Origin of the sequence: Novosphingobium sp. HR1a, assembly GCF_015594425.1 — a bacterium.
In the GTDB taxonomy this organism is placed as follows: Bacteria; Pseudomonadota; Alphaproteobacteria; order Sphingomonadales; family Sphingomonadaceae; genus Novosphingobium; species Novosphingobium resinovorum_A.
The window spans coordinates 181,576-195,224 of the sequence record NZ_JABXWS010000045.1; the positions used below are offsets into that span (position 1 = coordinate 181,576).

The window sequence follows — 13,649 nt, forward strand, 5'->3', positions numbered from 1 at the left end:
AGCCTACTTCCACCCTGCCAGCCGCGCGAGCATCGCCACGGTCGAACCCTCGCCCGCCGGCTTTGCCACCGCACGATAGTCAGGCCCGGCCGCACATGCGAGGCAGTATGCCTGCACGCCCTGCGCGCCCAGCACACCGTCGAGCCGCGCCACCGCCTGCGCCATCTGCAGCCGCTGGCGCTGCGCCACCAGCCCGGCAAAGTCGTAGGCTGCCGCCTGCTCCTGCGAACCGGACGTCATGCTCTGCACGAAGGCGCTGAACGAATCCTCCGGTTCCTCCAGGTAGACCGCCTGCCACTTGCCGTTGCCCACGCCGCCCAGCTTCGCGGCATAGGCGAGCGCATCGTCCAGCCCGCCCATCTGGTCGACGAGGCCGAGCCGCTGCCCGTCCGCACCCGGCCACACGCGGCCCTGAGCGATCGCGTCGACTTGCTGCGGCGTCTTGCCGCGCGCCTTGCCGACGATGCCGAGGAACTTGCCGTAGATGCTCTCCACCGAGCCCTGAAGCATGGCTTCGACCTCAGGCGTGAAGCCGCCGAGAATGTCCGGCTGCCCGGCCAGCGGCGTGGAGCGCACCCCATCGCTGGTCACGCCGAAGTCCGCCAGCGTCTTCTCGAAGCTGGGCACGAAGGCGAAGACGCCGATCGAGCCGGTGATCGTCGCGGGTTCCGCGAACACGCGCTGGCCGGGCGTGGAGACCCAGTAGCCGCCGCTCGCTGCCATTGAGCCCATCGACACCACGACCGGGATCTTGGCATCGCGCCAGCGCTGGATCGCGCGGCGGATACGCTCCGACGCCATGACCGAGCCTCCCGGCGAATCGATCCGCACAACCAGCGCCTTCATGCCCTCTTCGCGGTTCTCGTCGAGCAGCGCGGCGATGCGGTCGCCGCCCGCCGTGCCGGGACCAGCCTCACCGTCGACGATCTCTCCGGCGATGGTGACGACGCCGATCTTGGCGCCCTCCCCCTTCACCGGGTTCGCCGCCAGCCAGGTCGCCAGCCCGGTATGCGCGTAGTCCGGCGCGTCCTTGTCCGAATGGCCGATCGTGGTTTCGCCCACCAGCTTCTCGACGCGGGCCTCGAACTCGGTCTGGTCGCCGATGCGGTCGATCAGGCCCGCCGCCTTCGCGGCCTCGGCCATGTCGTTGCCGTGGGCCTTGTTCCAGCCGACCGGGTCCGCGACCATGCGATCGAGCTGCGCTTTGGGCCGCACCTTCGCGATCTCGGCGCGCAGGGCGTTCCACTGCGAATCGAGGATCAGCTTGAAGTCCTCGCGCGCCTCGGGCGAGAGGCCGGTGCGCATGTAGGGCTCGACCGCCGACTTATAGGTGCCGACGCGGTAGACATGCGCGTTGACCCCGTACTTGTCGAAAAGGCCCTTGTAGAACTGCAGGTTGCCGCCCGGGCCCGCCACGAAGGCGCCGCCCATCGGGTCGACCCAGGCCTCGCTGGCGTGGGCCGCCAGCTGCACGCCGTCATCGGCATAGAGATTGGCGAAAGTCAGCACCGGCTTGCCCGCCTTGCGCACTTCGTCGATGGCCGCGCCGATATCATGCAGGTGGACATAGCGCCCACCCATGAAGCGCGAGAGGTCGAGGACGACCGCCTTGATCCGCTTGTCGCTCGCCGCCAGCCGCAGCGCCCGCTCGACGTCGCGGGCCTGGAATTCGTGGACCTGCTCGCCGCCGGACGTCAGCAGCTGGAGCGGGTCGACCTTGCTCTTCTCCTCGACCACGGTGCCGTCGAGTTCGAGCAGCAGAGCCCCGTTCTCCACCTTGCCGCCGACCGGCCGCGCCGAGAGCGCGGCGTAGATCACCCCGAAGAAAGCCAGCAGGAACAGCAGCGCCAGCGCATCCTTCACGGCGACCAGCAACTTCCAGACCTTGCGCGCGAATCTCATGTAACGACCTGCCTTTCGCATGCAGCCTTACCTGCTGCGGTGCGGAATGGGAAAGGGGCGGGCACCAAAGCGGTTCCATTCCTTTTCGCATCGGGGGAGGAATGGCTGGATCGCCCTTGCTCACCCCCGGCTCCCCGCCTATGGCGTGGTCTTTAATGACACCTCCAGAATACACCTATCCGGCAGGCGCTCTCGCCTTTCCGCATCGCGGCCTCACGGGCATCGCAGGGCTAGCCCCGCACCAGATCTGGTTCCTGCTCGACGAGGCGGAACAGTGGGTCGAAATGAACCGGGGCGCGCAGAAGCGGGTCGAGCTGCTTTCCGGCATGACCATCATCAACGCCTTCTTCGAGAACTCGACGCGCACACTCCTGAGCTTCGAGATCGCGGGCAAGCGCCTCGGCGCCGACGTCGTGAACATGGCGGTCGCCACCTCCAGCGTGAAGAAGGGCGAGACGCTGATCGACACGGCGATGACGCTCAACGCCATGCGCGCCGACGCCATCGTCATCCGCCACGCCTCCTCCGGCGCGGTGCAGCTGATCGCGGACAAGGTGGATTGCCCGGTGCTCAACGCCGGGGACGGCCAGCATGAGCACCCGACGCAGGCGCTGCTCGATGCGCTGACGATCCGGCAGGCCAAGCGCGCTTTCAACGGGCTGCGGGTGACGATTTGCGGCGATATCCTGCACAGCCGCGTGGCGCGCTCGAACATCCTGTGCCTCGCCTCGCTGGGCGCCGACGTGCGGGTCTGCGCGCCGCCCGCGCTGATGCCCGCCGATATCGAGCAGATGGGCGTGACGGTGTTCCATGACTTCGACGCGGCGCTGAAAGGCGCGGACGTGGTCATGATGCTGCGCCTGCAGATGGAGCGCATGGAGGGCCAGTTCATCCCGTCCCCGCGCGAATATCGCCACCTCTACGGACTGACGCTCGACCGGCTGGAACTGGCCGAATCGAACGCGCTGGTCATGCACCCCGGCCCGATGAACCGCGGGATCGAGATCGACAGCAACGTCGCCGACCATGTGGAGCGCTCGATGATCACCACGCAGGTCGAGATGGGAGTGGCGATCCGCATGGCCTGCCTCGATGTCCTCACCCGAAAAGGCCGCAAGATGGAGGGCTGGGCATGAGCCTTCACGCACCCCTGACCGTCACGGGTGGCCGCCTGCTGCTGGCCGATGGCTCGATCCAGAGCGGCGCCGTGCGCTGCGAGGGCGGGTTCATCACCGCGATCGGCGCCGACGTCGCCCCGCAGGACGGCGACACCGTGCATGACGCGCGGGGCCAGATCGTGGCGCCGGGCCTCGTCGACATCGGCGTCTTCGCGATCGACAAGCCCGCGTTCCACTTCGGCGGCATCACTCGCGCCGCGCTCATGCCCGACCAGAACCCGCCGCTCGACGTATCGGCGCGGGTGCGCTTCGCGGCGCAGTCGGGCAAGCCGGACTTCTGGGTCCACCCGCTCGCCGCCGCGACGCAGGGGCTGGAGGGCAAGGCGCTCGCCGAGATCGCGATGATGCGCGATGCCGGTGCGCGCGCGGTCTGCACCGGGCGGCGCTGGATCGGCGATTCGGGCACGATGCTGCGCTTGCTGCAGTACACCGGGATGCTGGGCATGGTCGTCATCGCCCATGCCGAGGACGCCGGGATCGTCGGCAATGCCGTCGCCACGGCGGGCGAGATGGCGACCCGCCTCGGCCTCCCCAGCGCACCTGCGCAGGCAGAGGCTCTCGCGATCGCCCGCGACATCGCGCTGGCCGAGATGGCGAATGCCGCGATCCACTTCCGCAACGTCACGACCGCCGCCGGGCTGGAACTGGTGCGCGCGGCCAAGGCGCGCGGGCTGAAGGTGACGGCGGGGGTGAGCCCGGCCTACTTCATGCTTTCCGACCTTTCGATCGGGGCGTTCCGCACTTTCACCCACCTCTCGCCCGCGCTGCGCTGCGAGGCGGATCGCAAGGCGGTGGTCGGCGCCATCGCCGACGGCACCATCGATGTGATCGCCTCGGGCCACGATCCGCGCGGACCGGAGGACAAGCGCCTGCCGTTCAGCGATTCGGCCCCCGGCATGGCAGGCGCGGAGACGCTGCTGCCGCTGACGATGAGCCTCGTGCGCGACGGCGTGATCGACATGGCCCGCGCCTTCGAGCTGATCGCCGCCAACCCGGCGAAGCTGCTGGGCGTGAACGCAGGCAGCTTGGCGGTCGGCGCCGAAGCCGACATCGCCGTGCTCGATCCCGAGCGGCCGTGGATCGTCAATTCGGACAAGATGGCGGCGGCCGCGGGCAATACCCCGTTCGACCGCCAGCCCGTTCAGGGCCGCGTCCTCGCGTTGTTCAAGGGCGGCGTCGCGGTGCGAATGAAGAAGATCGGCGGGTAAGGCCCCCGTCGTCCCGGACTTGATCCGGGACCGGTGGCTGTCTTTAGGTGCGACTTTGCTGCGCGCGCCGCGAGGTGGGCTGTTCACGGCCAGCGGTCCCGGATCAAGTCCGGGACGACGTCATGTGATCAGCGGCTCGCCAGCATCGGCCTGCCACGCGCAGCGACCGCGCCCGGCAGCGAACGGCCATCCTCATAGGCGAGGCATTCGCCGCCGCGCCCCTTGACGGTCGAGCACATCGACTGCGCCACGCCGCGCGCGAAACCTTCGGCGGCGACGCGGTAATAGCGACGCCCGTTGACGTCGGCCTCGGTGATCCGCAGCGCATGGCTACGCAGAGAGGGGTCGCGCTTCTGGAAGATCGCCCAGGCCCGCTTGGCGCCGTCCATCGTGCTGAACGAGCCGAGCTGCACCAGATGGCTGCCCGACTGGCCAGTCACGGCCTGTTTAACCGGAGCGGCCTTCGCCGCCGCCTTCTTGACCTGCGGCTTCTGCATGCGCGCGAGGCTACCGTCGAAAGCGCGCTCGATCGAGCGGCGCGGCGCCTCGTCCGCGAACGCCATCGCCGGAGCGACCGGCGCAGGTGCCTCGGCGAAGACCGGAGCAGGCGCGGTCTCTTCGGCGGCCGGAAGTTCAGCAACCGGCTCAGCCGCAGCCATCATCACGCGCGGGGTATGATCGATACCGTTCAGTGCCAGCGCGGTGGGCTGGCCCGGATCGAGGCGCAGCGGCGTGCCCAGCAGGCCGGCGACGCGTGCGCGGCCCTGTTCGGGGCTCGCCTTGGCGCCCCAGTCTTGCAGGCGCGCTTCGAGTTCATCGCCCGAGACATCCTGCGACGCGATCACCCGCGCCTCGGCCCAGCGGCCGTCGAGGGCATAAGCATAGGCAAGGTTCTGACGCGTCTTGGCGTTGTTTTCGCCGCCGCGCACGGCCTGCGAAAGCACCTCGACGCCCTGCGCAGGCTGGCCCGCCAGCGCCACGGCGAGGCCGTAGTCGCTCGCCGGGAGCTTGTTGGCAAAGCGCTGCAGTACGTCGAGCGCCTCGGCCTTGCGGCCCGAACCGATGTAGGCGAGCGCGAGGCTAAGCCCCGTGCGCGGGCTGCGGTCGCCCAGCGCCAGCGCGTCCTCGAAGGTCGTGGCGGCCGAATTGAAGCGACCTGCGGCAAGATAGCCCTGCGCCAGTGCCGAGCGGGCGCCCATGTCGCGCGGCGACTTGGCGACGCGCGCCTCGACCTTGGAAAGGGCCCCCTCGTCCACTCCGGCGACCTGCCCCTCGGCGACGCGCGCGTCACCCGCGCTGGCGACACCGTGCGGCCCACCCGCGCAGCCCGCGAGCAGCGCCGCGACCATGGCCGAGCACAAGGTGAAGCCTGCGTTACGGGCGCTGTTGCTGTGGCGGTTCTTCATGGCATCTACCCCAAATCAGGCCGGAACACGGCGGCCGAAACCGCCCACCGGACGCAGCACGCCTCCCTGCACCGGCTGTCCGACAGCGGGTGCGGCGAAGATCGTGCGGCGGAAATTCTTTTCGAGACGGTCGGCGACATAGGCCCACAAGGCGGCCATCTCGGCGGAGGAGCGACCGTTCGGGTCGATCTCCATGACGGTGCGGCCATCGATCATCGAGGCCGCGAAATCGGTGCGCTGGTGCACGGTGACCGGGGCCACGGTGCCATGCTGCGAGAGCGCGACGGCAGCCTCGGCGGTGATGCGCGCCTTGGGCGTGGCGCCGTTGACGACGAAGACCAGCGGTTTGCCCGACCGCTCGCACAAGTCGACGGTGGCGCCCACGGCGCGCAAGTCATGCGGGCTGGGGCGGGTCGGGATGACGATGAGTTCGGCGACGGCGATGACGCTCTGGATCGCGAGGGTAATTGCGGGCGGGGTGTCGATCACCGCCAGCTTGAAACCCTGCTGGCGCAGCACCTGAAGGTCTGCGGCAAGGCGCGCCACGGTGGTCTGCGCGAAGGCCGGCATCTCCGCCTCGCGCTCGTTCCACCAGTCGGAAAGCGAGCCTTGCGGGTCGATGTCGATCAGCACGACCGGCCCGGCTCCGGCGCGCTGCGCCTGCACGGCAAGATGGCCGGACAGCGTCGTCTTGCCCGATCCGCCCTTCTGCGATGCCAAAGCCAAAACGCGCAAAACCGATTCCCCTATACGGCGGGCGCAGTGCCCTGCCGATGGGAGTGCCAGATCGTTCCTAATTTACGGTTAATTGCTTAGAGGGGCGAAACCGGGCGTTCACCGGCGCAAGTGTGACGATTCAGAGTGCACCCCACGTTAACGCTTTTAGCTTACCACAATCCGTGGTTCATGGGGATCCTGGACCTTCTACGGGGCAGTAGCGGAACACCGACGACGTGAGCAAGATTCTCCCGATACTCACCGCCGCCATGGTGGCGCTCGCCGTGCCAGCATGGAGCGCGGGACTCGCCGCCGACATGGCCGGAACCAGTGTAAAAGACGGCGTCGATGCGTGGTCCAGCGGCAATTACGACGACGCCGTGCGCATCTGGCAGCCGCTCGCCAACCAGGGCGACCCCGACGCGCAGTTCAACCTGGCGCAGGCCTACAAGCTGGGACGCGGCGAGCCGCTCGACCTGGCCCGCGCCGAGGATCTTTACGGCAAGGCCGCTGCCAAGGGCCATGTGCAGGCCGCCGACGCCTACGGCCTGCTGCTGTTCCAGCGCGGCGAGCGCCAGCGCGCCCTGCCCTATATCCAGAACTCCGCCGCTCGCGGCGATCCGCGCGCGCAATACATTCTCGGCGTCGCGCACTTCAACGGCGACCTCGTGCCCAAGGACTGGGTGCGCGCCTATGCGCTGGCAAGTCTTGCGCAGGCGGCCGGACTGCCGCAGGCGAAGAGCGCGCTGGAGCAGATGGACCGCAACATCCCGCTGGCGGACCGTCAGAAGAGCGTCGTCCTCGCCCAGAAGATCGCGGCCGAAACGCAGGCGAACCTCCAGCGCCAGAGCGCCTCGGCCGAACTCGGCACCCGCCTCGCCATGGCCGAGCCGGTCCGCGCGCCAGAGGTGACCGAGGCGAAGCGCGCCGTCACCGAAGCCGCCCGCGCCGCCGGAACGAGCGATACCCTGCCCCGCAGCGCCGCTCCTGCGCCAATCAAGCCCGCGCCGGTCAAGCCACTTGGGCCGCAACCGGCACCTGCACCCAAGCCCCCAGCACCAAAACCCGCGGCCTCCGGCCCGTGGCGCGTCCAGCTCGGCGCCTTCGGCGTTCCCGGCAATGCCGAGGCGCTGTGGGGCAAGATCAAGGGCCGCCCCGAACTCGCCGGTCATCCGCGCGCGCTGGTGCCCGCAGGACGGCTGACGAAGCTGCAGGCCACCGGCTTCGCCTCGAAGGCCGAGGCCGACGCTGCCTGTGCCCGCCTGACCGCCGGTGGCTTCGGGTGTCTGGCGAGCAGGGACTGACCCTCTCCGACCTCGCCGAAGAGGATGCGCCCGCCGCTGCCCCGGCGCGGCTGGAAACGCTTGACCTGATCCGCGGCGTCGCCGTGCTCGGCATCCTGGCGATCAATATCGCCGGGTTCGCCGGGCCGATGATCGGCACGACGACGCCGACGCTCCTCCATCCCGTCAGCCCGCTGGACGAGGCCGCATGGGCGTTTAGCTTCCTGTTCTTCGAGGGCAAGATGCGGGCGCTGTTCACCCTGCTGTTCGGCGCCGGGCTGGTGCTGTTCCACGAACGCGCGGAGGCGGCTGGGCGCGACGGCGACCAGATCCAGCTGCGACGGCTCGGCTGGCTGCTGCTGCTGGGCATCGCGCATTACCTGCTGCTGTGGTGGGGCGACATCCTGTTCCTCTACGCCGCCTGCGGCATCGCGGCGCTGCTGATGCGCCCGCTCAGCGACCGCATGCTGCTGTGGATCGCCCTTGCTCTCTACTACGCCTGGCACATCTGGGGGATGTTCGACGCCGCGACCGCCATCGACGCCGAACACGCCGTGCGCGACCACGTCGCCACGACGGAGCAACTGCGCCTGCTCGCGGCCCGACTGCAGCCGATGTACGACTGGGCAGCGCAGGAAATGCACGAGGCCCGGCTTGGCTGGCTCGACCTCCTGCGGGTCAAGTTGATCGAACGCCCCTTCTGGCAGATCCAGATGATATCGGGCTCGTTCTCCGAAACACTGCCGCTGATGCTGATCGGCATGGCGCTCTATCGGGCCGGCTTGTTCGATGGAACATTGCGCCGCAAGCGCCTGATCGAAGTCTCGCTCGCCTGCACGTTCGCGGGGATGGCCCTGACCGTAATGTTCCTCGGCTGGGCCTGGCCGCGCCATTTCCCGGCCGTCGCCATGCAGGCCGCGCTCGTATGGGGGCTCGCCATGCCACACGTACTGGGCGGCGTCGGCTATGCCGGGCTGCTGGTGCTCGCCGCGCCCCGAATCGCGCCGACGTGGCTCGGCCGCCGCCTGATCGCCGCCGGACGAATGGCGTTCAGCAACTACATCGCCACCAGCCTCGTCATGACTTTCGTGTTCTACGGCTGGGGCCTTGGACTTTACGGTCAGATCCCGCCTGCGCGGCAATGGCTGTTCGTGCTCGGCGGTTGGGCGCTGATGCTGGCGTGGAGCCCGGTCTGGCTGCGGCATTTCCGGCGCGGGCCGCTCGAATGGCTCTGGCGGTCGCTCGTGGAGCACCGCCTTTTGAACAATAAGCCGCTGAACAATCGTATGGCGTGATGCATTTTCGCTATTGCGATCCATTCGCACTCGCATATATTGAGCGAAGAACACAAGGATTCGCTCATGTACGTGTGCATCTGCAATGCCATCCGAGAGACCGAACTTCGCTGCGCAGCCCGCCGTGTGCGTGGCAATGCCGAAGCGATCTACGGCTCGCTCGGCCGCACCCCGCAGTGCCGCCAGTGCCTGGACGAAGCCGAAGACATCATCGCCGACGAAGTTTCGTCCGCCGGAATGGGAATAGCTGCCGCCGCGTAATTCATGACCTGACTTGCCCGACTCGACATTGCCGGATATAGGCCGCGGCTCCAGCATAGGAGTTTCCGCGCGATGAAGGGCGACCTCAAGGTTATCGAGTTTCTGAACAAGGCGCTGTTCAACGAGCTCACCGCAATCAACCAGTACTGGCTGCATTATCGCATGCTGGACAACTGGGGCATCAAGAAGCTCGCCGAGTACGAGCGCCATGAGTCGATCGACGAAATGAAGCACGCCGACGTGCTGGCCGATCGCATCCTCTATCTCGACGGCCTCCCCAACTTCCAGAACCTGGGCAAGCTGCGCGTCGGCGAAACGGTCGAGGAAATCCTCAAGGCCGACCTCGCGCTCGAATACGACGCGATCCCGATGCTCAAGGAAGCCATCGCCCACTGCGAGACCGTGCGCGACTTCGTCAGCCGCGAGATCTTCGCCCGCATCCTCGAGAGCGAGGAAGAGCACGTCGACTTCCTCGAAAAGCAGTTCGACATGATCGCCCGCATGGGCATCCAGAACTACTGCCAGCTCCAGAGCAAGCCGGCCGGCGAATCGGAATCCTGATTTGCTTGTGAGAATGCCCTGCGGGGCATTCTCATGCGGCACCGGCCCACGCCCCCACCCGACCTCCCATCTATGGTACGCTCGTGGGAGGTCGGGTGGGCCGGATGCTCGCATTTGGGGCCGGTGCCGCAAAATACGCCTGCGGCGGATTTACCGACAGACCCCAACGGGAACCGCCGCCGCTGCCGTCGTTTATCGGATGGCAGCGGCGGTTTTGCGTTGTAAGGGGTGGTAATGGGATCTGACGAAAAGCGTGGGTTACAGACCGAGGATGTCGGCTTCGCCGTCCTCGTGGTGCTTATTTCCTTGGCCGGGGCCTATCTGCTCGCCCCGTATTTCGGCGCTGTCCTGTGGGGCGTGGTCGCCGCGATCATGTTCCAGCCGATGACCGCGAAGCTCGCCGAACGGCTGGACGGACGCAAGAACCTTGCCGCCTCGATCGTTCTGTTCGGCCTGATCGCACTGTTCGTGGTGCCGACGATCCTGCTTGGCATCAGCATCGTCAACGAGGCGACGGTCCTCTACCAGAAGATCACCACCGGCCAGATCGACTTCGGCCGCATCGTCCAGCAGGTCCAGGGCGCTCTGCCGCACCGCGTGCGCAGCATGGTCGCCGAATTCGGCCTCAACGATTTCGAGACGATCCGCCGCCAGTTCGGCTCCAGCATCACCAGCGGTTTGCAGACCGTCGCAGGCCGGGTGCTCTCGGTCGGTCAGGGTGCGCTGAGCTTCGTGGCGGCGCTGGGCGTGATGCTCTATCTCAGCTACTTCCTGCTGCGTGACGGCGACCGCTACGGCGAGATGGTGCGCACCAGCATGCCGCTCCACGCCGACACGCGCGATTCGCTGATCCAGAACTTCCTGCTCGTGGTGCGCGCGACGATGCGCGGCACCGTGGTCGTCGCGGTGGTGCAAGGGCTGCTCGGCGGGCTGCTGTTCTCGGTGCTGGGCATCGAGGGCGCGGTGATCTGGGGCGTGCTGATGGGGTTCTTTTCGCTGCTGCCTGCCGTCGGGACCGGCATCATCTGGGTGCCCGCCGCGATCTACCTGTTCGCCTCCGGCAACACTGTGCACGGCGGAATCGTGGTGTTCTGCGGCGTGTTCATCATCGGCATGGTCGATAACGTGCTGCGCCCGATCCTCGTCGGCCGCGACACCCGCCTGCCCGACTTCGTGGTGCTGATCGCGACGCTTTCGGGGCTGGAACTGTTCGGCCTCAACGGCTTCATCATCGGCCCGGTCATCGCCGCCCTGTTCATCGCGGTGTGGAACCAGCATCGCGACCGGCGCGAGGCCAAAGCCGCTGTGGCGGAAGGCTCGCCGATCCCGGTGCAGACCGAAGCGGGTGCGGCAAAGGCGGTAGAGGAAGCCGTCGCGCACCCTTCGTAACCGGGGAAGACCCACCCCTAACGCCTCCCGCAAGCGGGAGGGTCGGGAGGCTTGGTTCAAAGGACCTAGCCGGACGGGGTGGGCCTGCGCCCGCCCTCAGTCCTTCTTGAACGGGTTCTTCGCGCTGCGCAGGTTCAGGCGGATCGGCACCGATTCGAAGCCCAGTTCGCGCCGCATCCCGTTGATGAGGTAGCGCTTGTAGCTCTCCGGCAGCAGGTCGAGGCGCGTGCCGAACACCACGAAGCCCGGCGGACGGGTCTTCGCCTGCGTGATGTAGCGCAGCTTGATGCGCTTGCCGCCCGGCGCCGGCGGCGGGTTGGCGCCCAGCGCATCGTCGAACCAGCGGTTGAGCGCCGAAGTCGGCACGCGCTTGCTCCACGCCTCGCGGATGGAGAAGGCCGCGGCGATCATCTCGTCCAGCCCCTTGCCGGTGCGCGCAGAGACCGCCAGCAGCGGCAGACCGCGAACCTGCGCCAGTCCATCATCCAGCGCGGCGCGAATGCCGTTGAACAGGCCCGAGGCATCCTCGGCCACGTCCCACTTGTTGATCGCGATCATCAGCGCGCGGCCCTCCTCCAGCACCTTGGAGGCGATCGTCAGGTCCTGGTGCTCCAGCCCGCGCGTGGCGTCGAGGAGCAACACGACGACTTCGGCGAAATCGATCGCATGGCGCGCGTCGGCCACGGCCATGCGCTCCAGCTTCTCGACCACGTTGGCGCGCTTGCGCATGCCGGCCGTGTCGATCAGGTGAACCTCACGCGTGTCCTGCGTCTTGGGGTCCGTCCAGTTCCAGTGGATGGTGATCGAATCGCGGGTGATCCCCGCCTCCGGCCCGGTGAGCAGGCGGTCCTCGCCCAGCAGCTTGTTGATGAGCGTGGACTTGCCCGCGTTAGGACGGCCGACGATCGCCAGCTTGAGCGGCGCGAGCAGGCGCGCTTCCTCGTCCTCTTCCTCGGGGAATTCGTCTTCGGGCGGCTGCAGCGGATCGAGGTGCGGCAGCAGCGCCTCGAACAGATCCGCCATGCCTTCGCCGTGTTCGGCGGAGACACCGATCGGATCGCCGAGGCCCAGCGAATAGGCCTCCAGCAGCCCGCCCTCGCCCGCGCGGCCCTCGGCCTTGTTGGCAAGCAGGATCACCGGCACCGGCGAGGCGCGCAGCCAGTTGCCGATCTCCTCGTCGAGCGGGGTGAGCCCCGCGCGCGCATCGACCACGAACAGCGCGACATCCGCGGTCGCCAGCGCGGCCTCGGTCTGCTTGCGCATCCGGCCGGGCAGCGTCTCGGCCTCGTCGTCCTCCCAGCCGGCGGTGTCGACGATCTGGAATTTCAGGCCGATAAGCTCGGCATCGCCGAAACGACGGTCGCGCGTGACGCCGGGCTGGTCGTCGACCAGCGCCAGCTTCTTGCCGACGAGTCGGTTGAACAGCGTGGACTTGCCGACGTTGGGTCGGCCTATGATGATAACTTGGGGAAGCATGATTCCCACCGCTTGGGGATTTCCGGCGAATTTAGCAAGCTTTGCGGTGATTCGCGCCGCCCTACCAAGAGCAGGACCCGTCGGCGTCAGCCCCGACCACTTCGCGAAAAGCCCGCCGATTACCTGCATTTACAAAGGCATCAGGAAAAGGACGAAAATCCGCGTTAACGTCGATGCAATCGATTGATGCTCAATATTGGAGCCGATTTGAGCAACTCGACCGGAACCTTTCGGCCGCTCGTCGTTAACCAACCCCGGAAGACGCATGGCAATGTTCCGAGGGCAAAACGGCGTTCATGAGGGCTTTTCGACACATCACTGTTGCAGCGCTGGCTCTGGCGAGCGTGCTTCCCGCAACCGCCATGGCCGCGACCGTCATCGACGCGGACGGCGCGCGCGACGGCGGCGCGGGCTCGGCCGTGAGCGTGCCCAATACCCCCGGCCACCTCGAATGCGTGCCTTATGCGCGCACCACTTCGGGCATCCAACTCTATGGCGATGCGTGGACCTGGTGGGGTCAGGCCAAGGGCCGCTACGCCACCGGCGGATCGCCGCGCGTGGGCGCGGTGATGGCGATCAAGCCGTTCAACAACTCGAAGCTCGGCCATGTCGCCACCGTCAGTCGCATCGTCGATGCGCGCACGGTGCTGCTCAGCCACGCCAACTGGTCGGTGCCGGGCGAGATCGAGCGCAACGTCACCGCGCTCGACGTCTCGCCGAACAACGACTGGAGCGAGGTGCGCATCTGGTACGGGCCGTCACGCAATCTGGGCAACACACACTGGCCGGTCTCGGGCTTCATCTACAACGCCAAGCCCGGCACGAAGTTCAGGGATGCAGAGCCCGATCGCGGCGAAGTTCGTCTTGCCTTTGCCCGCGATGGCAGTCCGGCAAAGAAAAAGGGCCGCCGCAGCGACCCTATCGGCGACATTATCGCCGGAAAATTCTAACCTTCTCATCCCCCGAAGAGCAC

The 13,649-nt window shown here is 67.5% G+C and carries 13 protein-coding genes; 9 read left to right on the top strand and 4 right to left on the bottom strand.

Translation table 11 applies throughout. The features are described from left to right. Positions 1-3 precede the first annotated feature (3 nt). Positions 4-1,902: a signal peptide peptidase SppA gene (gene sppA, locus HWN72_RS11450; protein WP_211150334.1), complete on the bottom strand. Its 1,899-nt coding sequence runs from the start codon at positions 1,900-1,902 to the stop codon at positions 4-6. A gap of 155 nt (positions 1,903-2,057) precedes the next feature. Here sppA and HWN72_RS11455 point away from each other — a divergent pair, with 155 nt between their 5' ends. After that, the gene (locus tag HWN72_RS11455; RefSeq protein WP_211150335.1) at positions 2,058-3,038 is read left to right on the top strand and encodes an aspartate carbamoyltransferase catalytic subunit; all 981 of its coding nucleotides are present in this window, start codon (positions 2,058-2,060) and stop codon (positions 3,036-3,038) included. After that, positions 3,035-4,288 (top strand): dihydroorotase family protein, encoded by a 1,254-nt coding sequence (locus HWN72_RS11460; RefSeq protein ID WP_211150336.1) that lies wholly within the window; start codon positions 3,035-3,037, stop codon positions 4,286-4,288. Before HWN72_RS11455 ends, HWN72_RS11460 begins: the two co-directional genes overlap by 4 nt. A 128-nt stretch (positions 4,289-4,416) precedes the next feature. On the opposite strand, the gene HWN72_RS11465 is transcribed toward HWN72_RS11460, so the two are convergent. Both HWN72_RS11465 and HWN72_RS11470 read right to left on the bottom strand, forming a co-directional pair. Further along, positions 4,417-5,694 (bottom strand): SPOR domain-containing protein, encoded by a 1,278-nt coding sequence (locus tag HWN72_RS11465; RefSeq protein ID WP_008829344.1) that lies wholly within the window; start codon positions 5,692-5,694, stop codon positions 4,417-4,419. Between the two features lie 15 nt (positions 5,695-5,709). Beyond that, positions 5,710-6,429, bottom strand: a complete 720-nt coding sequence (locus tag HWN72_RS11470) for a ParA family protein (RefSeq protein WP_069708104.1) — start codon at positions 6,427-6,429, stop codon at positions 5,710-5,712. Positions 6,430-6,647: 218 nt separating this feature from the next. Here HWN72_RS11470 and HWN72_RS11475 point away from each other — a divergent pair, with 218 nt between their 5' ends. From HWN72_RS11475 to HWN72_RS11495, 5 genes are all read left to right on the top strand, one after another. Then, positions 6,648-7,715 carry an SPOR domain-containing protein gene (locus tag HWN72_RS11475; RefSeq protein WP_211150337.1) on the top strand — a complete coding sequence of 356 codons (1,068 nt, stop codon included), beginning with the start codon at positions 6,648-6,650 and terminating at the stop codon, positions 7,713-7,715. Beyond that, positions 7,694-8,989 carry a DUF418 domain-containing protein gene (locus HWN72_RS11480; RefSeq protein WP_051586706.1) on the top strand — a complete coding sequence of 432 codons (1,296 nt, stop codon included), beginning with the start codon at positions 7,694-7,696 and terminating at the stop codon, positions 8,987-8,989. The genes HWN72_RS11475 and HWN72_RS11480 overlap by 22 nt, the downstream gene beginning before the upstream one ends. 66 nt (positions 8,990-9,055) lie before the next feature. Continuing rightward, on the top strand, positions 9,056-9,250 hold the full coding sequence (locus HWN72_RS11485) for a bacterioferritin-associated ferredoxin (RefSeq protein WP_008829348.1): 195 nt from the start codon (positions 9,056-9,058) through the stop codon (positions 9,248-9,250). A 72-nt stretch (positions 9,251-9,322) separates the two neighbouring features. Next, entirely contained in the window at positions 9,323-9,811 is a 489-nt protein-coding gene (gene bfr / locus HWN72_RS11490) for a bacterioferritin (RefSeq protein ID WP_008829349.1), read from the top strand. Positions 9,812-10,045: 234 nt separating this feature from the next. Beyond that, positions 10,046-11,200 carry an AI-2E family transporter gene (locus HWN72_RS11495; protein WP_008833520.1) on the top strand — a complete coding sequence of 385 codons (1,155 nt, stop codon included), beginning with the start codon at positions 10,046-10,048 and terminating at the stop codon, positions 11,198-11,200. A gap of 96 nt (positions 11,201-11,296) precedes the next feature. On the opposite strand, the gene der is transcribed toward HWN72_RS11495, so the two are convergent. Further along, positions 11,297-12,676 (bottom strand): ribosome biogenesis GTPase Der, encoded by a 1,380-nt coding sequence (gene der / locus HWN72_RS11500; protein ID WP_008833521.1) that lies wholly within the window; start codon positions 12,674-12,676, stop codon positions 11,297-11,299. Here der and HWN72_RS11505 point away from each other — a divergent pair. Together HWN72_RS11505 and HWN72_RS11510 are read left to right on the top strand one after the other, a co-directional pair. Beyond that, a complete protein-coding gene (locus tag HWN72_RS11505) occupies positions 12,675-12,863 on the top strand; it encodes a hypothetical protein (protein ID WP_211150338.1) in 189 nt (62 codons plus the stop codon). The two genes, der and HWN72_RS11505, sit on opposite strands and share 2 nt — an antisense overlap. Positions 12,864-12,972: 109 nt before the next feature. Then, on the top strand, positions 12,973-13,626 hold the full coding sequence (locus HWN72_RS11510; RefSeq protein WP_211150339.1) for a CHAP domain-containing protein: 654 nt from the start codon (positions 12,973-12,975) through the stop codon (positions 13,624-13,626). The last annotated feature ends 23 nt before the right edge of the window (positions 13,627-13,649 follow it).

Coding starts and splice junctions, on each gene's coding strand:
- HWN72_RS11455 (WP_211150335.1), top strand. CDS start 2,058: ATGACACCTCCAGAATACACCTATCCGGCAGGCGCTCTCGCCTTTCCG.
- HWN72_RS11495 (WP_008833520.1), top strand. CDS start 10,046: ATGGGATCTGACGAAAAGCGTGGGTTACAGACCGAGGATGTCGGCTTC.
- HWN72_RS11485 (WP_008829348.1), top strand. CDS start 9,056: ATGTACGTGTGCATCTGCAATGCCATCCGAGAGACCGAACTTCGCTGC.
- bfr (WP_008829349.1), top strand. CDS start 9,323: ATGAAGGGCGACCTCAAGGTTATCGAGTTTCTGAACAAGGCGCTGTTC.
- HWN72_RS11460 (WP_211150336.1), top strand. CDS start 3,035: ATGAGCCTTCACGCACCCCTGACCGTCACGGGTGGCCGCCTGCTGCTG.
- HWN72_RS11510 (WP_211150339.1), top strand. CDS start 12,973: ATGAGGGCTTTTCGACACATCACTGTTGCAGCGCTGGCTCTGGCGAGC.
- HWN72_RS11505 (WP_211150338.1), top strand. CDS start 12,675: ATGATTCCCACCGCTTGGGGATTTCCGGCGAATTTAGCAAGCTTTGCG.
- sppA (WP_211150334.1), bottom strand. CDS start 1,902: ATGAGATTCGCGCGCAAGGTCTGGAAGTTGCTGGTCGCCGTGAAGGAT.
- HWN72_RS11465 (WP_008829344.1), bottom strand. CDS start 5,694: ATGAAGAACCGCCACAGCAACAGCGCCCGTAACGCAGGCTTCACCTTG.
- der (WP_008833521.1), bottom strand. CDS start 12,676: ATGCTTCCCCAAGTTATCATCATAGGCCGACCCAACGTCGGCAAGTCC.